The organism is Actinacidiphila yanglinensis, from assembly GCF_900107965.1.
GTDB classification, from domain to species: Bacteria; Actinomycetota; Actinomycetes; order Streptomycetales; family Streptomycetaceae; genus Actinacidiphila; species Actinacidiphila yanglinensis.
Map to the genome: position 1 here is coordinate 245,034 of NZ_FNVU01000010.1, position 23,392 is coordinate 268,425.

At 72.8% G+C, this 23,392-nt stretch carries 22 protein-coding genes and 1 riboswitch; of the genes, 14 read left to right on the top strand and 8 right to left on the bottom strand.

Annotation, left to right across the window (positions count from 1 at the left end; all coding sequences use genetic code 11):
- The 3 genes from C4U44_RS23650 to C4U44_RS23660 are packed head-to-tail and all read left to right on the top strand — an operon-like array spanning nucleotide 1 to nucleotide 3,169.
- Nucleotides 1–1,347 (top strand): ABC transporter substrate-binding protein, encoded by a 1,347-nt coding sequence (locus tag C4U44_RS23650; RefSeq protein WP_103887975.1) that lies wholly within the window; start codon nucleotides 1–3, stop codon nucleotides 1,345–1,347.
- Nucleotides 1,347–2,243 carry a carbohydrate ABC transporter permease gene (locus tag C4U44_RS23655; protein ID WP_103887976.1) on the top strand — a complete coding sequence of 299 codons (897 nt, stop codon included), beginning with the start codon at nucleotides 1,347–1,349 and terminating at the stop codon, nucleotides 2,241–2,243. The genes C4U44_RS23650 and C4U44_RS23655 overlap by 1 nt, the downstream gene beginning before the upstream one ends.
- A gap of 41 nt (nucleotides 2,244–2,284) precedes the next feature.
- Nucleotides 2,285–3,169, top strand: a complete 885-nt coding sequence (locus C4U44_RS23660) for a carbohydrate ABC transporter permease (protein ID WP_103888069.1) — start codon at nucleotides 2,285–2,287, stop codon at nucleotides 3,167–3,169.
- A 106-nt stretch (nucleotides 3,170–3,275) separates the two neighbouring features.
- On the opposite strand, the gene C4U44_RS23665 is transcribed toward C4U44_RS23660, so the two are convergent.
- Nucleotides 3,276–3,797 (bottom strand): YceI family protein, encoded by a 522-nt coding sequence (locus C4U44_RS23665; protein WP_103887977.1) that lies wholly within the window; start codon nucleotides 3,795–3,797, stop codon nucleotides 3,276–3,278.
- A gap of 121 nt (nucleotides 3,798–3,918) precedes the next feature.
- Here C4U44_RS23665 and C4U44_RS23670 point away from each other — a divergent pair, with 121 nt between their 5' ends.
- Nucleotides 3,919–4,449, top strand: a complete 531-nt coding sequence (locus C4U44_RS23670) for a MarR family winged helix-turn-helix transcriptional regulator (protein WP_103887978.1) — start codon at nucleotides 3,919–3,921, stop codon at nucleotides 4,447–4,449.
- Nucleotides 4,450–4,565: 116 nt separating this feature from the next.
- Nucleotides 4,566–5,411, top strand: coding sequence for a hypothetical protein (locus tag C4U44_RS23675; protein ID WP_146088324.1), 846 nt, complete (start codon nucleotides 4,566–4,568; stop codon nucleotides 5,409–5,411).
- Between the two features lie 8 nt (nucleotides 5,412–5,419).
- Here C4U44_RS23675 and C4U44_RS23680 read toward each other — a convergent pair whose 3' ends face one another.
- The 4 genes from C4U44_RS23680 to C4U44_RS23695 all read right to left on the bottom strand — a co-directional run bounded on the left by C4U44_RS23680 (nucleotide 5,420) and on the right by C4U44_RS23695 (nucleotide 9,783).
- Nucleotides 5,420–6,322 (bottom strand): DUF6227 family protein, encoded by a 903-nt coding sequence (locus tag C4U44_RS23680; protein ID WP_146088325.1) that lies wholly within the window; start codon nucleotides 6,320–6,322, stop codon nucleotides 5,420–5,422.
- Nucleotides 6,323–6,465: 143 nt separating this feature from the next.
- A complete protein-coding gene (locus tag C4U44_RS23685) occupies nucleotides 6,466–7,140 on the bottom strand; it encodes a ThuA domain-containing protein (protein ID WP_235032294.1) in 675 nt (224 codons plus the stop codon).
- Between the two features lie 253 nt (nucleotides 7,141–7,393).
- Nucleotides 7,394–8,506 (bottom strand): AraC family transcriptional regulator, encoded by a 1,113-nt coding sequence (locus C4U44_RS23690; RefSeq protein WP_160145089.1) that lies wholly within the window; start codon nucleotides 8,504–8,506, stop codon nucleotides 7,394–7,396.
- A 605-nt stretch (nucleotides 8,507–9,111) separates the two neighbouring features.
- Nucleotides 9,112–9,783 (bottom strand): TetR family transcriptional regulator, encoded by a 672-nt coding sequence (locus tag C4U44_RS23695; RefSeq protein ID WP_103887983.1) that lies wholly within the window; start codon nucleotides 9,781–9,783, stop codon nucleotides 9,112–9,114.
- 103 nt (nucleotides 9,784–9,886) lie between these two features.
- Here C4U44_RS23695 and C4U44_RS41985 point away from each other — a divergent pair, with 103 nt between their 5' ends.
- Both C4U44_RS41985 and C4U44_RS42660 read left to right on the top strand, forming a co-directional pair.
- Nucleotides 9,887–10,039: a hypothetical protein gene (locus C4U44_RS41985; RefSeq protein ID WP_200823366.1), complete on the top strand. Its 153-nt coding sequence runs from the start codon at nucleotides 9,887–9,889 to the stop codon at nucleotides 10,037–10,039.
- A gap of 65 nt (nucleotides 10,040–10,104) precedes the next feature.
- Nucleotides 10,105–10,416 carry a DUF4190 domain-containing protein gene (locus C4U44_RS42660; RefSeq protein ID WP_322973652.1) on the top strand — a complete coding sequence of 104 codons (312 nt, stop codon included), beginning with the start codon at nucleotides 10,105–10,107 and terminating at the stop codon, nucleotides 10,414–10,416.
- A gap of 124 nt (nucleotides 10,417–10,540) precedes the next feature.
- Here C4U44_RS42660 and C4U44_RS23705 read toward each other — a convergent pair whose 3' ends face one another.
- Nucleotides 10,541–12,013, bottom strand: coding sequence for a glycine hydroxymethyltransferase (locus tag C4U44_RS23705; protein ID WP_103887984.1), 1,473 nt, complete (start codon nucleotides 12,011–12,013; stop codon nucleotides 10,541–10,543).
- 26 nt (nucleotides 12,014–12,039) lie between these two features.
- A riboswitch (ZMP/ZTP riboswitch) is annotated at nucleotides 12,040–12,131 on the bottom strand.
- A 135-nt stretch (nucleotides 12,132–12,266) separates the two neighbouring features.
- Here C4U44_RS23705 and C4U44_RS23710 point away from each other — a divergent pair.
- Together C4U44_RS23710 and C4U44_RS23715 are read left to right on the top strand one after the other, a co-directional pair.
- A complete protein-coding gene (locus C4U44_RS23710) occupies nucleotides 12,267–13,286 on the top strand; it encodes an enoyl-CoA hydratase/isomerase family protein (RefSeq protein ID WP_103887985.1) in 1,020 nt (339 codons plus the stop codon).
- A gap of 167 nt (nucleotides 13,287–13,453) precedes the next feature.
- Nucleotides 13,454–14,194, top strand: a complete 741-nt coding sequence (locus tag C4U44_RS23715) for a class I SAM-dependent methyltransferase (protein WP_103887986.1) — start codon at nucleotides 13,454–13,456, stop codon at nucleotides 14,192–14,194.
- A 21-nt stretch (nucleotides 14,195–14,215) separates the two neighbouring features.
- Here the strand turns inward: C4U44_RS23715 and C4U44_RS23720 are convergent, their stop codons facing one another.
- Both C4U44_RS23720 and C4U44_RS23725 read right to left on the bottom strand, forming a co-directional pair.
- Nucleotides 14,216–14,638 (bottom strand): hypothetical protein, encoded by a 423-nt coding sequence (locus C4U44_RS23720; protein WP_103887987.1) that lies wholly within the window; start codon nucleotides 14,636–14,638, stop codon nucleotides 14,216–14,218.
- Between the two features lie 78 nt (nucleotides 14,639–14,716).
- Nucleotides 14,717–15,313, bottom strand: a complete 597-nt coding sequence (locus tag C4U44_RS23725; RefSeq protein WP_146088326.1) for a hypothetical protein — start codon at nucleotides 15,311–15,313, stop codon at nucleotides 14,717–14,719.
- Between the two features lie 599 nt (nucleotides 15,314–15,912).
- Here C4U44_RS23725 and C4U44_RS23730 point away from each other — a divergent pair.
- From C4U44_RS23730 to C4U44_RS23750, 5 genes are all read left to right on the top strand, one after another.
- Nucleotides 15,913–16,935 carry a LacI family DNA-binding transcriptional regulator gene (locus C4U44_RS23730; RefSeq protein ID WP_103887989.1) on the top strand — a complete coding sequence of 341 codons (1,023 nt, stop codon included), beginning with the start codon at nucleotides 15,913–15,915 and terminating at the stop codon, nucleotides 16,933–16,935.
- 439 nt (nucleotides 16,936–17,374) lie between these two features.
- Nucleotides 17,375–19,243, top strand: coding sequence for a ricin-type beta-trefoil lectin domain protein (locus C4U44_RS23735; RefSeq protein ID WP_235032295.1), 1,869 nt, complete (start codon nucleotides 17,375–17,377; stop codon nucleotides 19,241–19,243).
- A 267-nt stretch (nucleotides 19,244–19,510) separates the two neighbouring features.
- A complete protein-coding gene (locus C4U44_RS23740; protein WP_235032296.1) occupies nucleotides 19,511–20,488 on the top strand; it encodes a lysylphosphatidylglycerol synthase domain-containing protein in 978 nt (325 codons plus the stop codon).
- 216 nt (nucleotides 20,489–20,704) lie between these two features.
- A complete protein-coding gene (locus C4U44_RS23745) occupies nucleotides 20,705–21,988 on the top strand; it encodes a glycoside hydrolase family 16 protein (protein WP_103887991.1) in 1,284 nt (427 codons plus the stop codon).
- The gene (locus tag C4U44_RS23750; RefSeq protein ID WP_103887992.1) at nucleotides 21,988–23,355 is read left to right on the top strand and encodes a chitinase; all 1,368 of its coding nucleotides are present in this window, start codon (nucleotides 21,988–21,990) and stop codon (nucleotides 23,353–23,355) included. The genes C4U44_RS23745 and C4U44_RS23750 overlap by 1 nt, the downstream gene beginning before the upstream one ends.
- The last annotated feature ends 37 nt before the right edge of the window (nucleotides 23,356–23,392 follow it).

The window sequence follows — 23,392 nt, forward strand, 5'->3', positions numbered from 1 at the left end:
ATGAGCGAGACACCCACGAGACGGCGGACCGCCGCCGCGACCGCCGTGCTGTGCGCGGGCCTGCTGCTGGGGACGGCGGCCTGCGGCGGCGGTTCGGGCGGCAGCGGTCACGACGAGGCGGGCGGCGGCGGGTCCGGCGGGTCCGGCGGGAAGAAGGTCACCCTGACCTTCTGGGACTGGGACCCGAACATGGGCAAGGTGGTGGCCACCTGGAACGCGGCCCATCCCGACATCCAGGTCAAGCTCTCCAACCCGGCCGGCGGCGACCAGCTGGTGGCGAAGATGATCACCGCGCACGCGGCGGGCAACGGCCCCGACATCGCCAAGGTCGAGTACCAGTCGCTGCCCGCGCTGGTCGCCAAGGGCGTGGTGCGCGACATCACCGACTACACCGGGAACACCGTCAAGGACTACGACAGGACCACCCTGAGCAGCGCCGAGTTCCAGGGCAAGGTCTACGGCGTCCCGCAGGACTTCGCGCCGCTGATGCTCTTCTACCGCGCCGACCTGTTCAAGAAGTACGGCCTCGCGGTGCCCCGGACCTGGGACCAGTACGCCGCAGAGGCGAGGGCGCTGCGCGGGAAGGACCCCGCGGCGCACCTCACCAACTTCGACGCCGCGGACCCCGGCTGGTTCACCGGGCTGGCCCAGCAGGCCGGCGCCGACTGGTGGGCGGCCGACGGGAACAGCTGGAAGGTCGACATCGACGGGGCCGCCACCAGGAAGGTCGCGGGCTTCTGGCAGCAGATGGTCAAGGACGGCTCGGTCGCCAAGAACCCGTCCTTCTCGCCCGAGTGGAACAAGCAGATGAACGACGGTTCGCTGCTCACCTGGATATCCGGTGCCTGGGCGCCCGCCCAGCTCGGCGGCATCGCCCCGGCCACCAAGGGCAAGTGGGCGGTCGCGCCGCTGCCCGCCTGGACCGCCGGCGATCCGGCCACCGGCATCTGGGGCGGCTCGGCGACCACCGTCACCACCGACTCCGCGCACCCGCGGCAGGCGGCGCAGTTCGCGTCCTGGCTGAACACCGACGCGACCGCGCTGACCGAGCAGGTCAAGCAGATCAACATCTACCCGGCCGCCACCTCCGGCCGCTCCCTGCCGGTGCTGAAGGCCGCGCCCGCGTTCTTCCCGAACCAGCCGGACTTCTACGACCGGGTCGCCCAAGTCGCCTCCGGTGCCCGCAGCTTCCCGATGTGGGGTCCCAACGTCACCGTCACGTTCACCGGTTACACCGACGCCTTCAGCAAGGCCCTCCAGTCCGGCGGTTCCTTCTCCGGCGCGCTCACCACGATCCAACGGGCGAGCGTCGCCGACATGAAGAAGCAGGGATTCACGGTCGGCTGATGGCACCCACGACCGCTCGCCCGCGCCGGACCAGCCGGTTCCCGTACCTCCTGGTCCTTCCCGCCGTCCTGCTCCTCGCCGCGTTCGTCGTGGCGCCCGGCTGCTACGCGCTGGTGCTCAGCCTCCAGCGCAGTAAGGTCAACGGGGGCCTGCTCGGCGGCGGGACGCACACCGTGTTCGCCGGGCTCGCCAACTACCGCGACGTGCTCGGCGACACCCAACTGCGGTCCGGCGTGGTGCGGATGCTCGCCCTCGGCGCCGTGACCGTGCCCGGCACCGTACTGCTCGCGCTGCTGTTCGCGGTGCTGCTGGACCTGGAACACACCCGGCTCAGGCGGGTGACCCGGCTGGCGATCTTCCTGCCCTACGCGGTACCCGGCGTCATCGCCTCCCTGATGTGGGGGTTCCTCTACCTGCCCGCCACCAGCCCGATCGGCGGCGACCGGGTCGACTTCTTCGGGCAGGTCGCGGTCTACTTCTCGGTCAGCAACGTGGTGGTGTGGGGCGCCGTCGGCTTCAACATGATCGTCATCTACACCGCGTTGCGCGCCCTTCCGCCCGAACTCACCGAGTCCGCACGGCTGGACGGCGCCACCGAGCGGCAGATCGTGCTGCGGATCAAGGTGCCGCTGGTGATGCCCGCGGTGGTGATGTGCACCCTCTTCTCGGTGCTCGCCGCCCTCCAGGTCTTCAACGAGCCCAACACCCTCAAACCGCTGTCCAACGCCGTCTCCTCCACCTGGGTGCCGCTGATGCAGATCTACGACCAGGCGTTCGGCAACTCCGACATCCACTCCGCCGCCGCGACCTCGGTGGTGCTGGCCGCGGCCGCGCTCGTGCTGTCGTTCCTGACCGCGCGGATCATCCAGTCGCGGGTCCAGCGGGAGGCCGAGTGACCGCCACCGAATCCAGGGCGGCGGCCGCTGCCCGTGCCGTCGTGACCGGCGGCCGCCCCGGCCGCACGCCCGCCCCCGCGCCGCGCGGGCCCCGCCGCCGCGTCGCCCTGCTGCCGACGGCCGCCCTCGTGGTGGGCGCGCTGTACTGCGTCGTCCCGACGCTGTGGATCCTGGTGGCGGCCACCAAGTCCCGTACCGAGTTGTTCTCCACCTCCACCTACGTGCCCTCCCTCGGCCTCGGTCTGGTGCGCAATGTCCGGGACCTGTCGGACTACCAGGGCGGCATCTTCTGGCGGTGGATGCTCAACAGCTTCCTCTACGCCGCCGTCGGCGGGGCACTGGCGTCCTTCGTGTCCGCCGCGTGCGGCTACGCGCTGGCCAAGTACGCCTTCCGCGGCCGTACCGTGCTGTTCCACACCATCCTCGCGGGAGTGCTGCTCCCGCAGATCGTGCTTGCGGTGCCGCAGTACCTGCTGCTGTCCAAGGTCGGCCTGACGGACAGTCTGATCGGTGTGCTGTTGCCGCAGTTGTTCAACCCGTACGGCATCTACCTGTGCCGGATCTATGCCCGGGCCGCCGTGCCGGACTCGCTGCTCGAAGCCGGCCGGATCGACGGCGCGGGGGAGGGGCGGCTGTTCTTCTCGGTCGGGCTGCGGCTGATGGGGCCCGGGCTGGTCACGGTGTTCCTGCTCCAGTTCATCGCGATCTGGAACAACTTCCTGCTGCCGTACGTGATGTTGACCAGTGACGACAAGTTCCCGCTGACCGTCGGGCTGTACAGCCTGCTGCGGCACGGCGCGGCCGAGGCGTCGCTGTACTCCCTGGTGATCACCGGGACGCTGCTGTCCGTGCTGCCGGTGATCGCGCTGTTCCTCTCGCTCCAGCGGTTCTGGCGGATCGACCTGGTGACGGGGGCCCTCAAGTAGGGACCGCGGCTCGCGCCTGTGCCCGGTCCCGCTCCTGTGCGGGCTTCGCGTTCCGAAGCCCGCACAGGGGAAGGCGCCGCACCGCCGCCACCGGAGCGCGCGGGGCTCAGCCCTCCCGGCGGTAGACCGCCGTCACGTCGACCGTGGAGGTCGCGGCGACCATGCCGAGCTGATTCCACTTCATATCGAACTCGCCGCGGTCGACGCTGACTTCGGCCTCAAGGGTGGCCTCCTGCGGTGAGGTCAGGCTGACCCGGGCGGGGAAGGTGAGGGGGCGCGAGACACCGCGGATCGCGAGGTCCCCGCTGACCTGGACCTCTCCGGACCCCTCCGCGGGCGCGGTGAGGGCGCCGGCGGTGAAGACGATCGACGCGTGCGCGTCGGCGGCGAAGAAGTCACCCGAGCGCAGGTGCTTGTCGCGCTTGGCGTTGCCGGTGTCGAGCGAGGCGGCCTCGATGGTGAGGGTGCCGCGGGCGGTGCCGTCGGACGCGACCTCACCCTCGCCGCTGACGGTGCCGAAGGTGCCCTTCACCGTCGCCAGCCCCCAGAAGGTCTTGCTGCGGAAGCGGACGGAGGAGCGTGCGGGGTCGAGCACCCAGCGTCCGGCGTCGGCGGTGGTCTGCGACATGGTGATCGTCCTCTCGGGGCGCCGGCGAGCCGGGCCGGCCCACCGGTCTGATGACGCGGCCAACACGTTACCAGCTATTAGCTAGCCAGCGAGATAATAGCTCGGAGGCTATCCTGATCCCATGGTGGTGGAACCCGTACGGAGCAAAGCGGCGCAGGCCTGCCCGGACGCCGACGAGCTCGCCCTGCTGCGGCAGTGGCACGCCCTGCATTCCGGGGTGCGGCGGCTCACCGACGACCTGCTCGCCGACGTCGAGGCCGGGCAGGGGCTGGCGCCCAGCTCCTTCCAGGCGCTGATGTTCCTGGTCACCGCGCCCGGCCAGGCCGCGCCGATGAACCAGCTGTCGGCCGCGCTCGGCTTCTCCACCGCCGGCACCACCAAGCTCGTGGACCGGCTCGCCGACGCCGGGCTCGTCGAGCGGCGCCCCTCCGACGCCGACCGCCGGGTCGTCTACACCGCGCTGACCTCCGCCGGCGCCGAGTCCGTGCTCGCCGCCTCGCGCGACCTCGCCCAGGCCCTGCGCACCCGCGTGGTGGCTCCGCTCGGCGAGGACGTGTTCCTCGCACTGTCCGAGGCCGTCGGCTCGCTCGCCCCGTCGGACGGGGACGTGACGGCCGGCGGCGAACCGGCCGCGGTCCCGCCGTGCCGGTGATCCGTCCCGCCGAGCCTCCTCAGCGGCCGGACGAGGAGGACGGGGGGTACGGCGGGGATCCCGACGGTATGTCCTTCGCCACCCGTGCCGCGGCCGTGTCCGGCACAGTGGGGATCATGGATCCCGAGATCCCGTCATCGCACGATCCGCACGTGCGCCACCTGCGCGTGCTGTTCCTGGCGGTCGTCACCGGCAGCTTCCTCTTCCTGATCCCCTGGATCGGCTACCTCTCGGTCAGCCTGCCCACCCACCACGAGGTCGACCAGTGGCGCTTCGCGTGGGTCGGCTTCGACGGCGCGCTGATCGCCGCGATCGGCGTCACCGCCTGGTGCGCCTGGCGCCGGCTGCAGATCTTCATCCCTTGGGCGCTGGTCACGGCGGCGCTGCTGTGCTGCGACGCGTGGTTCGACATCGTGCTGGACTGGAACAGCGACGAGCTGACCGGCGCCATCCTCACCGCCGTCTTCGCCGAACTCCCGCTCGCCGCGCTGCTGGTGTACGTCGCCCGCAAGATGATCCGGCTGACCGTGATCATCGCCTGGCGGCGCGCCGGACGCACCGGCACGGTCCCCGCGCTCTCCCGGCTGACGCTGGTCAAGCTCACCGCCGAGGAGCAGCGCAGGTCGGTGTGCGAGTGCGGCCACGACCACCCGCGCGGCATCGAGGCGGGCCGTCCGGAGCGCGAGCCCGGCCACGCGGTGGGCATCGAGGGCACGGACGCGGGCACGGACGCGGGCACGGCCGCGCCGAGCGCCGAGATGCGGGCCGCTGACGCTTCGGAGGTCGGCCCCCGGGCGGACGGTGCCCAGGTCGCCGGCGGTTCGGAGGTTGCTCCCCGGGTGGACGGTACGCCGGGGGCCGGTGGTGCGGACGTCGATGCGGGGAGCGCCGGGACCGCGAGCGCGGGCAGCCCGGAGCCGGGCGGGACGCGTGACTCCGCGCCGCCCGGCCGGCCCGGTTAGGGCTTGTCTCAGCCCGCCTCGATCCTCCGGACCGCCGTGTCGAGGGCCGCGTCCCGGGAGGCGTAGACCTCGCAGACGGGGTTCCCGCTCGGCGTGCCGGTGTGGTCGATCTCCCACAGGCTCAGTTCGGTGCCGTCGAGCAGGAGGAACGCGTGCTCGTACAGCGTCCAGGTCACCGTGCGGCCCGCCACGAGGGCGTTGCGGCGGGTCACGATGCCGATGGTGTGGGCGATGGCCGCCCGCAGCCGCTGGTGGACGTCCTCACTCGGCGGGTTGGTGTTCGACGCGCGGCGCAGCAGCCGGCGCGCGTGCTCGGGCGATCCGCCCTCGGTGTACGCGCGGTGGCAGCCCGCCTGCTCGGAGGGCAGCGGCAGAGGCGGTTCCGAGGGCGACGCACCGCGCGGTCCGCCGCTACCGTCGGCGCCGTCCAGGGCGCCGAGCCCGCCGAAGTCCGTGAGGTCGGCGATCTCCGCGAGGTCGGCCGCCTCGGTGATGTCGGTGATGCCGGTCATGTCGTCCGGCCCGAACCGTGGCCCCAGCGGCCGGCCGAACGCCGCGTCCACCTCCCACTCCGCGAGGGCGAGCTCGCCCGGGTCGGTGAACACCCCGCGGGCCGGCACCCCGCCGGGCCCGGTGTTGTGCTCCAACTCCCACACCAGACGTACCCCGCCGTCCGGCAGGAGGAAGCTGTGCCGGAAGGTGCGCCGGTCCATCGGGCGCGGCGGCCCCTTCGCATGGCGGCAGGACTGGAGGCCGCAGTAGTGCATCAGCGCGCTGCGCACCTCGGCCAGATGCCGCGCGGCATGCGCGCCGTTCTCGGCGCGGCCCAGTAACCGCGCCAACTGCTCGGCGGGCCGACCGCCCGCCCGTTCGATGTCCGGCTCCACTGCCCGTGCAGGTTCAGCGTCCATACGGCCCTCCCGACTCCCCGGCGCCGTGCTCTCCTGCGTGCCACTCAGCGTAGTGGCGCTGTCGCCGATGGCGGACAAAAAAACCGGTAATTACGGGCGTGTACGTCGTAACGCGCGCCCCCTGTCGGCAGTTGGGATGAGACTCAGTCCGCCAGCCCGGCGCACCACTGCAGCGCGCCGCCCAGGTGGCGGCGGAACTCCGGGTCCGCGTAGGCGGATTCGAGGTGCCCGAGCGCGGTGTAGAACACCCGCCCCTCGCCTGCCGGATGGCACCAGACCAGCGGATGCGTGGTCCCCATGGTGCCGCCGTCGTAGCTGTCCTCGTCGGCCGACGCGAGGACGCGGACGCCGCGGCCGGCCGGTCCCGCACGGAAGTTGTACCACTCGTCGGTCCGGCGCCAGGTCGCCGGAAGGTGGGCGGTGGCCGGATGGGTGCGGTCGTGCACGAGGACGTCGGCCGGCTGGATCTCCGGGTGCCCGTCGAAGCGGGCGCCGAGCAACTCGCCGTAGTACGGCCAGTCGTACTCCGCGCAGGTCGCCGCGTGGACGCCGAGGAAGCCGCCGCCGCCCGTGACGTAGTCGCGCAGCGCCGCCCGGGACCGGTCGTGCAGCACCTCGCCGGTGGGGGAGAGGAACACCACGGCCGCGCAGGCCGCGAGCGCGCCCTCACGCAGGTCGTCCGGGTCCTCGGTGTGACGGGTGCGCAGGCCGTGCTCCCCGGCGAGATCGGCGAGCGCGGCGGCCCCGGCCGCTATCGACGCGTGCCGGTACCCGGCGGTCGCGCTGAAGACCAGCACGACGCCGGTGTCCGGGGTCACAGGCCGCCCTGAGGTCCGTCGGGTTCGGGTCCGGACGGTGGTGGCGCCTCGTCCGCGGCGGCCGGGGTGCGTTCCTTCGGGAGCGGCGGCGGTCCCGGGACGCGGGACGGGCCCGCACCCGGGAAGCGGGCGCCACACCGGGCGCACTCCGGCGCGGCCGTCTCCCGGAAGGCCCCGCATTGCTCGCACACCCGGTCCAACCAGCAGGCCGGGTCGCCTCCTTCGCCGAACTCGGCTCGCTCGCTTGCGTCGGTCACGCCGTGCCCGCCTCCTGTTCCGTGCGGGATCGTGCCGCCCCCGCTGTGCCGGTGGTCTCGTCGGTGCATTGGGATGTCGGTGGGGGTACGGAGGGGGACCCGGGCGAGGGGGCCGACGAGGGCGCGGAAGGGGCGGAGCGGCGGTCGGCGCCGCGCGCGTCCGCGTCCCACCGGTTCATCGCGCGCCGCAGGGAGCGCGGCTCGGCGAAGCCCAGCCGGGCGGCGCGCTGGGCCGAGCCGGTGCTTCCGTGCCGCAGCCCGTCGGACTGCTCGCGCCGTACGGTGTCGAGTTCGGCCCGCCAGGTGGTGCCGGAGTCGCCCAGGCGGCGCTGGAGGGTCCGCGCGCTGATCGCGAGCTGGCGTGCGGCGTCCGCCAACGAGGGTCGGCCGTAGGGCAGTTGATCGGCGATCACCTCGCGCAGGCCGGGGACGGGTACCGGCTGCGGTGCTCGCGGCGGGGGCATCGCGGCCGCCGCGCGCAGCATGATCGCGGCCAGGGCGGGGTCCGCGGTGGCCAACGGGCGTTCCAGGTCGCGGCGGTGCAGCGTGATGGCGTCGTGCCCGGCGCCGAACTCCAACCGGGCGGCCCCGAAGGCCTCCCGGTACGCGCCCTGCCGGTGGGCCGCACGATGGGTGAACTCCACCCGGACCGGGGAGAGTGCGTCCGCGGTCGCGTGCCGGATCATCGCGGTGAGCACCGCGAGCGAGAACTCCGCGACCACCCAGCGCAGTTCCTCGTCCCCGTGCCGCACGTCGTAGCTGATCGTGACCTCGTCGCCGGCCTCCTCGGTGATCAGCAGGGAGTTGCTGCTGATCAGGTGGATGTGGGCGCCGAGGCGGGCCAGCCCCTCGCCGACGGTGGGGGCGGAGGCCATCAGGTAGTCGAACACGTCGAGCAGGCCCGGCCGGTAGCCGGCCGCGGTCAGCAGCCCGGCGTCGGGCCGGCCGGTACGGGCCAGCACGCTGCCCCACAGCTGGTAGGTCCGTGCCGAGGGGGTGCGGGCGGTCTCCGTCTGGGCCAGCAGGTGCGGCAGTCCCGCGGACCGTGCCAGCGACTCGGCGTCGCGGCGGCCGTTCGTGGAGGAGACGACGATCAGACGGGGTACCACGACGGCCTCGGTGTGCGGCGGTATCGCTGCGGGGGCGGGGCCGTTGGCGGATCCGTGACCGCCGGCGGCCTCACCCCGAGGTATCCACCCGCCGGGCTCGCCGGACCTGGCGGACGCGCCCGGGGGGCCGCCCCGGTCCTGGGCGCCGGCGGGCGGGCGGGGGTTCGCGATCCGGTGCGGGGCAGGGGGGTCGGCGGTCGTGGGGGAGACTGGCGGCATACCGGAACTCCGGCGGTCGGTGGGGGGCTTCCTCGGTCTCCCGCGGTTGCCCGCGGAGGACGTCCCAGCAGCCTACGCGCGATCTGGCGCGTTCTGACCACCAGGTGGCGCGTTCCGTCCTCCCGTACAGCGGCGGTTCCGCCGATGATCGGTGCACTGGCACCCCCGGGTGCCGTGGTGCCCGAGGGGGGCGCGGGGTCGGCGGGGGAGAGCCGGTCCGGGTCGGTCAAGAGATCCGTACCGACTCCGAACGGCCCTGTTCGCACGCTCGGCACCCGGCTCCGGGCGGGCCTGCCGTCGGCCCGGGCCGGCCCAGGTCGGCCGGCTCAGGCCGGCCCCATGAGGTGCCGTCCGCCTCGGTCCCGGGCCGCCCGGTTCGGTCCGGCTCAGTCCGGGTCGGGATCGAGCCAGTGCCGCCGGCCGACGCTGATGATGCGCATCCTCAGCCGCGCCGCGTGCAGGATCCGCCGGCGCACCTCCGGGTCGTCCGGCGGTGCCTCGAGGAGTTCCGCCGCCGTCGAGACCATGTGGTCGACATAGAGCCCGGCGAGTACGTGCAGGTCGCCCGCGGACCATCCGGCCGACGAGGGCTGCACCGCCAGTCCGGTGGCCACCTCGTCGGCGAAGCGGTCGAGTTCGGCCGCGATCGCCTCGCGTACGGTGCGCACCCCGCCGTGCCGCTCGCGCGCGATGAAGCGGATGTGCGGCCGGTGCGCGTCGACGTACGTCGCGGTGATCGTGACGGTGCGCTCGATCAGGGCGTCGGGCGCGGAGCCGTCGGCGCCGTCCGCGAGCACCGCGCGGACCATCGCGTGCAGGCTGCCGAGCGCCTCGCCGACCAGGGCGACCCCGAGTCCGTCCATGTCCGGGAAGTGCCGGTAGAACGCGGCGGGCGAGACGCCCACCTCCCGGGTCAGCTCGCGCAGGCCCAGGCTGCTGAGGTTCTGGTGCTCCAGCAGGCGCAGGCCCGCGTCGAGCAGCGCCTGCCGGGTCTGCTGCTTCTGGGCCTGGCGGACGCCGGGTCGGGGACCCTCGGCGGGTGCTCCGGTGTGACTCATGTCATTCAGTAAACAACCGTTCTCCGACTTTGGCCACCGTACACTGGTGAAGTCAGTGAACAACTGTAAGCCGAAACCTCAACTCGCTGGAGTTGCAGCAGACATGAGCCTCGTCGTCCTCCTGCTGGGCATGGGCATCCTGATGGGTGCCGCCGCCCACACCTCGCTCACGGTCTTCACCGTCCTCGCCGCCGCGATCGCGGCCTGGCTGCTCGGTTTCGCCGTCCGCGAGGGCATCGCCCGCCGCCACCGCTGAGCGGGCCCCGACCGTCCGGGCGGCCCGACCGGCAGCCCGAACCCACCGTTTCCGAGAGGAACATCGTGAACACCGCTGCGCACCCGGTCGACGCCGGCTCCTCGGCCGCGCGCCGGACCGGCGGCACCCCCGCCGCCGGCACCACCCGCGACGCCGACGGCATGGCCGTGGCGTCGTTCCTGCTGGGCCTGCCCGGCCTGCTCGTCATGAACGTCGTCCTCGGACCGGCGGCCGTCGTGCTCGCGCTCGTCGCGCTGGCCCGCGGCACCCGCCGGCGCGGCCGCGCGGCCCTCGGACTCGCGCTGGGAGTGGCCGACCTGGTCATCATGGTCACGCTCACCGTCGTCAACCACGGCGTCATCTGGTCCTTCACCTGATCCCACGCCGGCCCGACGCACCACGACCCGCCCCCGTACGTACGACGACGTACGGGGGCGGGTCGTTGGGGTCCGGGGCCGATCCGGGTCCGGACCGGCCCGGGGCGGGCCGGTCCCTGCCGGGTCAGCTCAGGTCGATGCCCGGGTAGAGCGGGAAGCCGGACAGCAGGTCGGACGAGCGGGTGGCGACCTGCTCCGCGACGGCCCGGTCCAGCACGTAGTTCGCCTTCGACCGGCCGCCCTTGGCCGCGGCGGCCGGCGTGGCGGCGGTGAGCACCGTGTCGATGAGGCCGGCGATCTCGTCCATCTCCGTCGCGCCCAGGCCGCGGGTGGTGAGGGCCGGGGTGCCGATGCGGATGCCGGAGGTGTACCAGGCGCCGTTCGGGTCCTGCGGGACCGAGTTGCGGTTGGTGACGATGCCCGCGTCCAGCAGCGCGGCCTCCGCCTGACGGCCCGTCACGCCGTAGGAGGAGACGTCGATCAGCGCGAGGTGGTTGTCGGTGCCGCCGGTGACCAGCGTCGCGCCGCGCCGCATCAGGCCCTCGGCGAGCGCCCGCGCGTTGTCCACGACGGCCTGGGCGTAGGTGGCGAACTCCGGGCGGGCCGCCTCCGCGAGGGCCACCGCCTTCGCGGCCATCACGTGCGGCAGCGGGCCGCCGAGCACCATCGGGCAGCCGCGGTCCACGTGCTCGGCGAGCGTGTCGTCGCACAGCACCATCCCGCCGCGCGGGCCGCGCAGCGACTTGTGGGTGGTGGTGGTCACGATGTTGGCGTGCGGCACCGGGTCGAAGTCGCCGGTCAGCACCTTTCCGGCGACCAGCCCGGCGAAGTGCGCCATGTCCACCATGAGCGTCGCGCCGACCTCGTCGGCGATCTCGCGCATGATCCGGAAGTTCACCAGCCGCGGGTAGGCGGAGTAGCCGGCGACCAGGATCAGCGGCCGGAACTCGCGGGCCGCGGCGCGCAGTGCGTCGTAGTCCACCAGGCCGGTGCGCGGGTCGGTGCCGTAGCTGCGCTGCTCGAACATCTTGCCCGAGATGTTGGGGCGGAAGCCGTGCGTGAGGTGGCCGCCCGCGTCCAGGGACATGCCGAGCATCCGCTGGTTGCCGAAGTCGGCCCGCAGCCGGGCCCAGTCCTGCTCGGACAGGTCGTTGACCTGGCGGGCGCCGGCCTTCTCCAGCGCCGGGCGCTCCACCCGCTGCGAGAGCACCGCCCAGAACGCGACGAGGTTCGCGTCGATGCCGGAGTGCGGCTGGACATAGGCGTGCGCGGCGCCGAACACGCGGCGGGCGTGCTCGGCGGCCAGCGACTCCACGGTGTCCACGTTGCGGCAGCCGGCGTAGAAGCGGCGGCCGACGGTGCCCTCGGCGTACTTGTCGCTGAACCAGTTGCCCATCGCCAGCAGGACCGCGGGCGAGGCGTAGTTCTCGCTCGCGATCAGCTTCAGCATCTCGCGCTGGTCGGCGATCTCCGCGGCGATCGCGTCCGCGACCCTCGGCTCGACGCCCCGGATCACTTCGAGGGCGCTGCGGAAGGCGGTCGACTCGACGGACCGGCGGGACTGGGGGGACTGCGGGGTGACAGACGGCTCGGCCATAGCGGGGTCCTCCGGAGGTTCGGCAACGGGGTGGCCCAGGCGCACGGCACTTCTCATCCAGTGCGAGCCGCTTCCCGATGGTTGCACCCATCCCAGCACGCCAGTCACGGCTCACGGTGAGCGTACCAACCCGCCCGGCCCGCCGCGTACTGTCGATCGAGGGACGACCCGGATGCCAGGCCGCCGCGACCGGATCGCGACAGCCCGTGACGTGACGGGCCGGGTCGTCCGTCGGCGCGAGCATGGGAGCGGTATGGGGAGCGGCACGGGCAGGACCGAGGCTTCGGGGACGGTACGGCGCCGGGTCACCCCCGAGGGCGTGGGGGTCGTCGAACTGGACCGCCCGGGCGCGCTGAACGCGCTGGACCTGGAGATGGTCCGCGCCCTCGGTGCGACGCTGCACGCATGGCGGGAGGACTCGGAGGTCCGCTCGGTGCTGGTGCGCAGCACCTCCCCGAAGGCGTTCTGTGCCGGCGGCGACATCCTGGCGATGCGCGCGGCCGGAATGCGGGGCGACGACGCGGCGGTCCGCGCGTACTTCGGCACGGAGTACGCGCTGAACGCGGCGATCGCCGGCTATCCGAAGCCGTACACCGCGCTGGTCGACGGGTACGCGATGGGCGGCGGCCTGGGGATCTCGGTGCACGGCTCGGCGATGGTGGTGACCGAGCGGGCGGTGCTGGCCATGCCGGAGACGGCGATCGGGTTCTTCCCCGACATCGGCGCGAGCCACTTCCTGCCGCGGCTGCCGGGCGCGGCCGGCTGGTACCTGGGACTGGCCGGCACGCGGATCTCGGGTCCCGCCGCGGTGGAGTGCGGCCTGGCCACGCACTACGTGCCGGCCGCCGAACTGCCCGCGCTGGAAGAGGCGCTGGCCGGCGCGGGCGGGGAGCCGGACGCGGTGCTGGCGCGGTACGCGGTGGACGCGCCGCCCTCCGAACTCGCCGCGCACCGCGCGGTGATCGAGCGCTGCTTCTCGGCGCCGGACCTGGCGGAACTGCGCGGCCGGCTCGCCGCCGAGCGGGACACCGGGGACGGCGCCGACTCCGTCTGGGCCGGCGACACGCTGGACGTGCTGGACCGGGCCAGCCCGATGAGCCTGGAGGTGACCTTCGAGGTGCTGCGCGCGGGCGCCGGAGCGAGCCTGGCGGACTGCCTGGCCCGCGAGCTGGAGCTCTCCTGCAGCACCGCGCGGGAGCCCGACTTCCATGAGGGGGTGCGGGCCGCGCTGGTCGACAAGGACCGCAACCCGGTCTGGGCGGCCCGGGTGTAGCCGCGGACGGTGGGGCGGGGCGGGAGCTGGAGCCACGGCGCGTATCAATATGTGAGATCGCGGTATCACTATGCGGTCATCCGAGCGTACTGTGGCGGGCGAAGGCCGCCGGACCGCGCCCGCCATCGGGCGGCAACGGGTCGCGGTCGTACGACGATTGGAGCGCCATGCCCCGGGAATGGGACGCCACGACCTACGACTCCCTGCCGCTGCCGCACCTCGGCTGGGGGCGGCGCACGCTCGCCCGGCTGCCATTGCGCGGTGACGAGCGGGTGCTGGACGCGGGCTGCGGCACCGGGCGCGACACCGAGGGGCTGCTGGACCTGCTGCCGGACGGCCGGGTGGTCGCGCTGGACGGATCGGTCCGCATGCTGGACCAGTTGCGGGAGCGGCTGGCGGGGCGGCTGGACCGGGTGGAGGTCGTGCACGCCGACCTGACGAAGCCGCTGCCGTTCGACGGCGAGGTCGACGCGGTCTTCAGCGTCGCCGCGTTCCACTGGATCGAGGACCACTCCGCGCTCTTCGCGGCGCTCGCCGCGCGGATGCGCCCGGGTGCCCGCCTGGTCAGCGACTGCGGCGGCCGCGGCAACATCGCCGCGGTCAACGCGGCCGTCGCAGAGGTGACCGGCACCCCCTCCGGCGGCTGGGAGTTCGCCGGGATCGACGACACCCGCGCGCGGCTGGCCGCCGCCGGGTTCACCGAGATCGACGTCCAACTGCGCCCCGACCCGGCCGTCTTCGAGCCGGGCGAGCAGCTGGAGTCCTTCCTCGCGACGGTCATCCTCGGCCCCCGGCTCGACGCCATGGCCGACGCCGACCGCGAGCCCTTCGTGAAGGCGGTCGCCGCGCGCCTGCCCGAGCCGGTCGCCGACTACGTCCGGCTGGAGATCTCCGCGGTACGGGGCTGACGCCCTGCCGGTGGCCCCGGGTCAGAGCACTCCGAGGGACGCGAAGAAGGCGTCCTCCAGCGGGTGTTCCCAGGAGGAGACGCGGACCTGGTAGCCCCGCCAAGTGAAGCCGACATCGTCGATCCGCGGGTCGGACCACTGGATCCGGGTGCAGGCGCACGCCATGCCCGTGATGGTGACGGTCTCCTGCGCGCGGGACGCCTCCTCGGGCTGCGAGGGGCGGTCCGGGGCGAGGAGGAGGTTGCGCAGGGTGGCCGGCGAGGGTTCGGGCCCGCTCCCTGGGATCGTCTGTGCGATCACGAGCGCCGGTGCCCGCCGGCCGCCCGGCTGGCCGTAGGAGTGCACGACCGCCCGCAGCACGCCGTCCGCGCGGCTGCTGATCCGGGGACCCCGCGGGCCGGGCCACTGCGGCAGGCCCAGCAACGGAAACTCGACACCGGTCACGGAGACTCCCGGGGTGGAGGGCGGTGCGCCCGGCTCGAGGGGACGAGCCGGGCGCCGACGGCCGGAACCGTCGATTCCTCAGGAATGTACCTCGGCGCACGGCTTGCCCGATATCCCGGACCACGTGTTGCAGAGATCGGTGTGGTTGTCGTAGTCGGTCTCCATGGTGGCGTCGGTCTCCATGTAGGTGCCACAGAGATCCGCGCCCGTGAAGGCGAGTTCGCCGTCCTGCCAGAAGTCCGCGTAGGAGCAGTATTCCTCCGGAGGGAAGGCCCAGGTGTTCCAGTAATTCACCCACAGGCCGGTGCCGTTGACCTCGATGCACACATCGGAATTGCATCCGGTGTGGGAGGCGGGCTGGGCGACGGTGTTCGGCCGGACCGCGCCGGTGCCCGCGACGGTCCGGACCGAGGCCGCCGCGGCGCGCACCGCGGGGGTGTCGATGTAGACGGTGTTCGGCCGCACTCCGAGGCGGTTGGCCTCGGATGTCGTGAGGACGCCCTGGTGGGCGGCGAGCGAAGCCTTGACGGCGGCCTGGTCGAGATGGCCGACGCGCAGGGTCGACGCGGCTGTCGCATGGCCGCCGGATGCGGCCGCCGCGGGTACTGCCGCGGTGGCCGCGGCCCCGAACGAGAACACGGCGACCGCGAGCATGAGAAACTTACGGAAACGCATTTCCGGATTTCCTCCCCCTATTTCACTGCCGAGCCGGGCGCGCGTTTCGGGCCCGAATCGGCGGGACGAGCAGAGTTTATGAAACGGGCTGCGGCGGCAGAAGGACGGGACGCGTCAATGGCCGGAAAAAGTCGTCATGTGACGGGAAACGAGTGGCGTCCACGCGGCGGTCGCGGTAGGCGGAATTTCCCCGCCGTCCGTGCGGGAGGCGGTGATCAGGTATTCCGCGCCGCGCCGCCCGAAAGTGGGAGTGGGAAACGCGCCGGCCGGTTCCGCCTTCCGCGACGTGTCCGGAATTCGCCGCAATCGGCTCGGTGTACGCCCTTCGCCCGGGTCGGCGCCGGCCGCCGCGCGCCGCGCCGCGCCGGGTCCATCCGCCGCGCCGGGCCCGCCCACGCCACGCCGACGGCACCTCTGAACCGGTTGAGCCGAAAGGGACCGCCGAGCCGCTCCGGTGGTCCCGTCGGCCCGACCGCCAACGCCACGGCGGCGTTTCAGTGTTGTTAAGGTGTGCGCCGAAGCACCACGGCACCCGCGTACCCGGGGGCCGTACCGCGCCACCCGGCCCTCCCGCGGGCCCCGCATCGTCCGAGGCCCGCATGCCGACCAAGAAGCGCCCCACCATCGCCGACATCGCCGAGGCCGCGGGCGTCTCCAAGGGCGCGGTGTCCTACGCGCTCAACGGCAAGCCCGGGGTGTCGGAGCCGACCCGGGCGCGCATCCTGGAGATCGCCGCGCGGATGGGCTGGCACCCCAGCAGCGCGGCTCGCGCGCTGTCCGACGGGCGGGCCGGCGCGATCGGGCTGGTGGTCGACCGGCCCGCGTGGGTGCTGGGCATCGAACCCTTCTTCATGCGGTTCGTCTCCGGTGTCGAGGCCGGCCTCGCCGCGACCGGCACCGCGCTGCTGCTCCAGGTCACCGAGGACGCCGGTGCCGAGGAGGCCGCCTACCGTCGCTGGTGGGGGGAGCGGCGGGTGGACGGCGTGCTCCTGGTGGACCTGCGCGAGCCCGACCCGCGGCCGGCGCTCCTCGCCGAGCTGGGGCTTCCCGCGGTGGTGGTCGGGCACGCGGGCCGCCTGCCGGGTGCTCCGTCGGTCTGGATCGACGACGCGGTCGCCGTCCGCGAGACCCTGGCCTATCTCGCCGCGATGGGGCACCGCAGGATCGCCCGGGTGGCCGGGCCGCCGCACTTCGTGCACACCCGGGCCCGGGGCGAGGCGTTCGAGGCCGCCGCCGAGGAGTTGGGGTTCGGGGGCGTGACCTGCGTCTACACCGACTACTCCGGTGAGGACGGCGCGCGGGCGACCCGGCGGCTGCTGTCGGGGGCGGGGCGGCCCACGGCCATCGTCTACGACAACGACGTGATGGCCGTCGCCGCGCTCGGCGTCACCCAGGAGATGGGGGTCGCCGTGCCGGGCGAGCTGTCCCTGGTCGCCTGGGACGACAGCGAGTTGTGCCGCCTGGTGCACCCGGCGCTGACGGCGGTCAGCCGCCAGGTCCCGGAATACGGCCGGCGCGCCGCGGAGTTGCTGCTCGCCCATGTGCGGGGGGAGCAGGTCGCGGACGTCCTGCTCGATCCGCCGGTGCTGGTCCCGCGCGGAAGCACGGCCCCGGCGCGGTAAGCCCGCCCGGCCCGCCTGCTCGGCCCGCCCGCCCGCTCGTCACAACCCGCCGCGTGGTCGCCCCCGCCCGCCTCTCCCCGTGGTCGCGAAACGCCTGCCCGCCCCACCGCCGTACCCTCCCGCGTTTTCCGCGGTCCAGACCAACGTCCCGCAGGTCACCGCCCCCGGGCCCGCCAACACGCCTTTGTTACAGGGTGTTTCATGGATCCGAACCGCGTGGGACACCTTGACGGCCTTGTGGCGCACGAGTTAAATCACGTCGCGATATAAGTCGTGAAACAACTGATGGAACAAAAGCGTGCAGGCCCCCTCGCTGCACGGTTGCCCCGAGGTTCGCGGCGTACGGCCCGCACCTGACATGTCAGGCCCATGCCATCATTGCCGAGAAAGGCAACGACCCATGAGCACAGCAACGCGCCCCCGCACGGGCAGAACCCGTATGCGGCGCACCCTCGTCGGGGTGGTGACGGCGGCCGCGGCGGCCGTCGCGCCCATGCTCGCGATGCCGGCCACCGCGCACGCGGCCGGTGAGAGCGTCCAGGTGTACCTCACCACGACCAGCGACTCCGGTGGCCGCAACGTCACCAAGGGCCTGGAGCAGCAGGCCCCGCTCGCCTTCTCCTCCGGCACCGGCGGCTCCGGCCAGCAGGTCACGGTGGACGAGGGCACGCAGTACCAGCAGTTCACCGGCGGCGGCGCGTCGTTCACCGACACCGCCGCGTACCTGCTCAACTCCAGCGGCGCCCTGTCGGCGTCGACCCGCAACTCGGTGATGCAGAAGCTCTTCGACCCGGTCAACGGGATCGGCCTGGACTTCCTGCGCAACCCGATGGGCGCCTCCGACCTGGCCCGCAGCAACTACACGTACGACGACATGCCGGCCGGCCAGACCGACCCGACGCTCGCGCACTTCTCCATCGCCCACGACCAGACGGACGTGCTGCCGCTGACCAAGCAGGCCGAGCAGCTCAACCCGAACGTCACGGTGATGGCGACCCCCTGGACGCCGCCGCCGTGGATGAAGGACAACGGCAGCTACGTGCAGGGCTGGCTCCAGTCGCAGTACTACGCGGCCTACGCGCAGTACTTCGTGAAGTACATCCAGGCGTACCAGGCCGCCGGCGTGCCGATCAACTACGTGTCGGTGCAGAACGAGCCGACCGTCGGCGGCGACTACCCCGGCGCGAACTGGAACGGCTCCGGGCTCGCCTACTTCACCAAGAACGACCTGCTGCCCGCGCTGCACTCCGCCGGCCTGTCCACGAAGGTGCTCGCACTGGACTGGAACCCGGACTCCTACGACAGCTTCGCCGCGCCCACCGTGGACGACGCCTCGATCCGCAACGACCCCAACTTCGGCGGCATCGCCTGGCACGGCTACGAGGGCAGCACCAGCGAGCAGACCACGATCCACAACGAGTACCCCAATGTGCCGGACTTCGACACCGAGCACTCCGGTGGCACCTGGATCGGCAACCAGCAGAAGGAGGACATGGAGAACCTGATCGACTACACCCGCAACTGGGGCCAGAGCTGGGTCAAGTGGAGCCTGGCGGTCGATCAGAACATGGGCCCGCACAACGGCGGCTGCGGCACCTGCACCGGCCTGGTCACCGTGCACAACGGTGACAGCCGCAGCGGGCAGGTCGACTACACCATCGAGTACTACACGATGGGGCAGCTGACCAAGTTCGTGAAGCCCGGCGCGCACCGGATCAGCTCCAACGACAACTCCACGGTCCGCAACGTCGCCTGGAAGAACCCCGACGGCTCCAAGGCGCTGATCGCCTACAACGAGGCGACCTCCGCGCAGCCGGTGACGGTCAACTGGGGCAACGAGCACTTCACCTACACCCTGCCCGCCGGCGCCTCGGCCACCTTCACCTGGTCCGGCACCCAGGGCAGCGGCGGCACCTCGCCGGGGCACACCGGCACCATCACCGGCTACGGCGGCAAGTGCGCCGACGTCGCGGGCGCCAGCTCCGCCAACGGCACCGCGGTGCAGCTCTACGACTGCAACGGCACCGCCGCGCAGTCCTGGACCGCGTCCGGGAACACCCTGCAGGCCCTCGGCAAGTGCCTGGACGTGGCCGCGGCCGGCACCGCCGACGGCAGCCAGGTCCAGCTGTACGACTGCAACGGCACCGCGGCCCAGCAGTGGACCAGAGGCCCGAACAACGAGCTGGTGAACACCGGCTCCGGCAAGTGCCTGGACGCCACCGGGCCGAGTTCGGCCAACGGCACCCGGCTGCAGATCTGGACCTGCACCGGGGCGGCCAACCAGCAGTGGACGGCGCCGGCCGCCTGATCCGCTGCCCCTGGACGGCCGGGCGGTGGACCTCTCACCGCCGTCCGGCCGAGCTGAGGGAAGAGCCGCCGGTCCGCGCTGACACGCGGGCCGGCGGCCGTCGCGCGCCCGCGCCGTACGCCCGATGGGGACGTACGGGTGAGCGCCGTACCCTCCCGTCGACTGATGTTCCCCGGCGCGTTGACCCGAGTGGCCCTGCGCGGGTGGGAGAGCGGGTCCGTTACGCCCTAGCCTGGACGGGCCGTCCCCACGCGCCGAGGAGTCCCCGTGTCCGTCGCCCGCACCGATGGAGCCCTGTGGCAGCGCACCTCTGTCCGGTCGACGGCGATGGTGCTGCCGCTCGCCGCGGTGGCGGTGCTGCTCGCCAGCAAGTGGACGCTGATCGACTCCGGCGCCGGTCAACTCGGCGCGGCCGACGGGGAGTGGCTCGCCGCCGCCTGCCTGGCCGCGATCATGACCTGGGTCTTCTCCGCCGTCGCGCTCCAGGGCGCGGTGATGCGCACCGTGCCGCCCGGCCGGCTGCTCGCCGCGCAGTTCGCCGCGTCGGCCGCCAACCACGTGCTGCCCGCCGGGGTCGGCGGCAACGCGGTGAACCTGCGCTTCCTGGTCCGCCGCGGTCTGACCCCCACCGGCGCGCTGGCCGCGCTCGCGGTGCGGGCGGCGGCCGCCGTGGTCGGGCGGATCACCCTGTTGCTGGCGGCGCTGCTGCTCTTCCCCGACGCCCTGCACATCCGGCGGGTCGTCACCGGGCGGCCCGAACTGCCCGACCACCCGGTGCTGCTCGCGTTCGGCGCGGTCGTCGCGCTGGCCGGGATCGTGCTGCTGCTGCGGTACGCGCGCCGGCTCGGCGCTCGGCTGCGCGGCTTCGTCGCCTCGGTCGCCTACGACGTGCGGGCCGTGCACCGCAACCCGTCCCGGATGGCCGCGCTGTGGGGCGGCTCGCTCGCCTTCCCGATGATGCACGGCGCGGTGGTGGTCGCCGTGATCCGCGCGGTGCACGCGCCGGTGCCGGTCGGCGGGGTCATGGTGGCGTACCTGTGCGCGAGCACCGCGGCCGGCTGGCTGCCGACGCCGGCCGGGCTCGGTTCCCTCGACGCGGCGCTCGCGCTGGCCCTGGTCACCGCCGGCGCCTCGGCGGTCGCCGCGACCTCGGCCGTCCTGGGATACCGCCTGCTCACCACGTGGCTGCCGCTCATTCCGGGCGCGATGGTGCTCGCGGTGCTGGTGCGGCGCGGCGAACTTTAAGGTACAGACCTTTGCCGGACGTATTGACGGCTCACAGGTTGGCCATTTAAATCACGTCCTGAACTAAGACGTGGCGTAAGTCTCCCAGGAGTCACTCCGGCCCCGGCGCACCTTCCGGCGCCCGCGCGTGTCAGGGGCATGACCACTGCTGACGCGCCGTCCGACCGCTGCTTCGCCGTTCCGCGTACTCCGCCCCCACCGACCGAGGAGTCCGGCATGTCGGTACCACCTTCCACCCGGCGGATCCGCCGCCTCGCGCTGCCCGCGGTGGCCGCGCTGCTGCTGTTCGGCTGGCTCCAGCAGTCCGCCTCCGCCACCGGCGCGACCGGCTCTGCGGCCGCCGCACCCGCGGCGGCGGCCGCGACCGCCACCTTCACCGACGACTTCAACGGCCCGGCCGGAAGCGCCGTCGACAGCTCCAAATGGGGCTACGAGACCGGCGACAACGTCAACAACCACGAGCGCGAGTACTACACCAGCGGCACCCACAACGCGGCGCTCGACGGGCAGGGCGACCTGGTGATCACGGCCCGCCAGGACAACCCGTCCAACTACCAGTGCTGGTACGGCACCTGCCAGTACACCTCGGCCCGGCTGTCCACGCCCCAGACGTTCACCCAGGCGTACGGCCACTTCGAGACCCGGATGAAGCTGCCCCGCGGACAGGGCATGTGGCCCGCGTTCTGGCTGCTCGGCGACGACATCGGGTCGGTCGGCTGGCCCGACAGCGGCGAGATCGACATCATGGAGAACGTCGGCTTCGAGCCCGGCTCCGTGCACGGCACCATCCACGGTCCCGGCTACTCCGGCTCCAACGGCATCGGCGCCGGCTACACCCTGCCGGGCGGCCAGAGCTTCTCCGATGCCTTCCACACCTTCGCCGTCGACTGGTCGCCGAACTCGATCTCCTGGTCGGTGGACGGCCAGGTCTACGAGACCCGTACCCCCGCCGACCTCGGCGGCAACCGCTGGGTCTTCGACCACCCCTTCTACATCATCCTGAACCTCGCCGTCGGCGGGTACTGGCCGGGCGACCCCGACGGCAGCACCTCCTTCCCGCAGCAGCTCGTCGTGGACTACGTGCACGTCACCACCAGCGACTCCGGCGGCAGCACCGGCGGCGGGCACGCCATCACCGGGATCGGCGGCAAGTGCGCGGACGTCGCGGGCGCGAGCAGTACCAACGGCACCCCCGTCCAGCTCTACGACTGCAATGGCACCGCCGCGCAGGCGTGGACCTCCACCGGTGGCACCCTCCAGGCCCTCGGCAAGTGCCTGGACGTGACCGCGGCCGGCACCGCCGACGGCACCCCCGTCCAGCTGTACGACTGCAACGGCACCGCCGCGCAGCAGTGGGTGGTCAACAGCGCCCACGACATCGTCAACCCGGCGGCGAACAAGTGCCTCGACGCCACCGGGAACAGCTCCGCCAACGGCACCAGGCTCCAGATCTGGACCTGTACCGGTGGCGCCAACCAGAAGTGGACGTACACGGGCTGATGCGGAAGACCACCGGAATCCTCGCCGGCGCGGCCCTGGCCGCCGGCACCCTGAGCACCCTCGGCCTGGCCCAGAGCGCGTCCGCCGCCACCGGCGCCATCACCGGCTACGGCGGCAAGTGCGTCGACGTCGCCGCCGCCGGCACCGCCAACGGCACCGCCGTGCAGCTGTACGACTGCAACGGCACCAGTGCCCAGAACTGGACCGTCGGCTCCGACCACTCCCTCCAGTCCCTCGGCAAGTGCATGGACGTGACCGCGGCCGGCACCGCCGACGGCACGCAGGTGCAGCTGTACGACTGCAACGGCAGCGCCGCCCAGCAGTGGACCGCGAGCAACGGCGAACTCGTCAACACCGGCTCCGGCAAGTGCCTGGACGCCACCGGGCCGAGCTCGGCCAACGGCACCCGGCTGCAGATCTGGACCTGCGCCGGGAGCGCCAACCAGCAGTGGACGCTGCCCACCGGCGGCGGTACCACCCCGCCCGCGAGCGGGGTCCAGGCGGTCGCGCCCTACCTCTACAACGGCTGGGGCAACCCGCCCGACCCGACCACGATCATGAGCGCCACTGGCGTGAAGTGGTTCACCCTCGCCTTCGTGCTCAGCAACGGCACCTGCAACCCCCAGTGGGACGGCGGCCGGCCGCTCACCGGTGGCGTCGACCAGACCACCATCACCAAGGTGCGCGCGGCCGGCGGCGACGTCGTCCCGTCCTTCGGCGGCTACAGCGGCAACAAGCTGGAGCAGTCCTGCACCAGCGCGAGCGCGCTCGCCGGGGCCTACCAGAAGGTGATCAGCGCCTACGGGCTGAAGGCCATCGACATCGACATCGAGGCCGACGCCTACAGCAGCGGCACCGTCCAGCAGCGCGTGGTCGACGCGCTGAAGACCGTCAAGGCGAACAACCCCGGCCTGGCCGAGTACGTCACCATCGGCACCGGCCAGTCCGGACCCGACACCGGCCTGATCGACAAGGCCGCCGCCTCCGGCCTCACCGTCGACGCGTGGACCATCATGCCGTTCGACTTCGGCGGCGCCGGACAGAACATGGGCAGCCTCACCGAGCAGGCCGCGGAGGGCCTGAAGAACGCCCTGAAGAGCGCGTACGGCTACAGCGAGGACCAGGCGTACCGGCACAGCGGCATCTCGTCCATGAACGGGATCACCGACAACAACGAGACCGTCACCCTCGACGACTTCCGCACCATCCTCAGCTACGCGCAGGCCCACCACCTGGCCCGGCTGACCTTCTGGTCCGCCAACCGCGACCGCCCGTGCCCCGGCAGCTACCCCAACGACGACACCTGCTCCGGAGTGTCGCAGCAGGCCTGGGACTTCACCCGCATCCTCGCGCAGTACGCGGGGTGAGACGCCGCGTACCGGGCCCCGGCGGCGGACGCCCGGT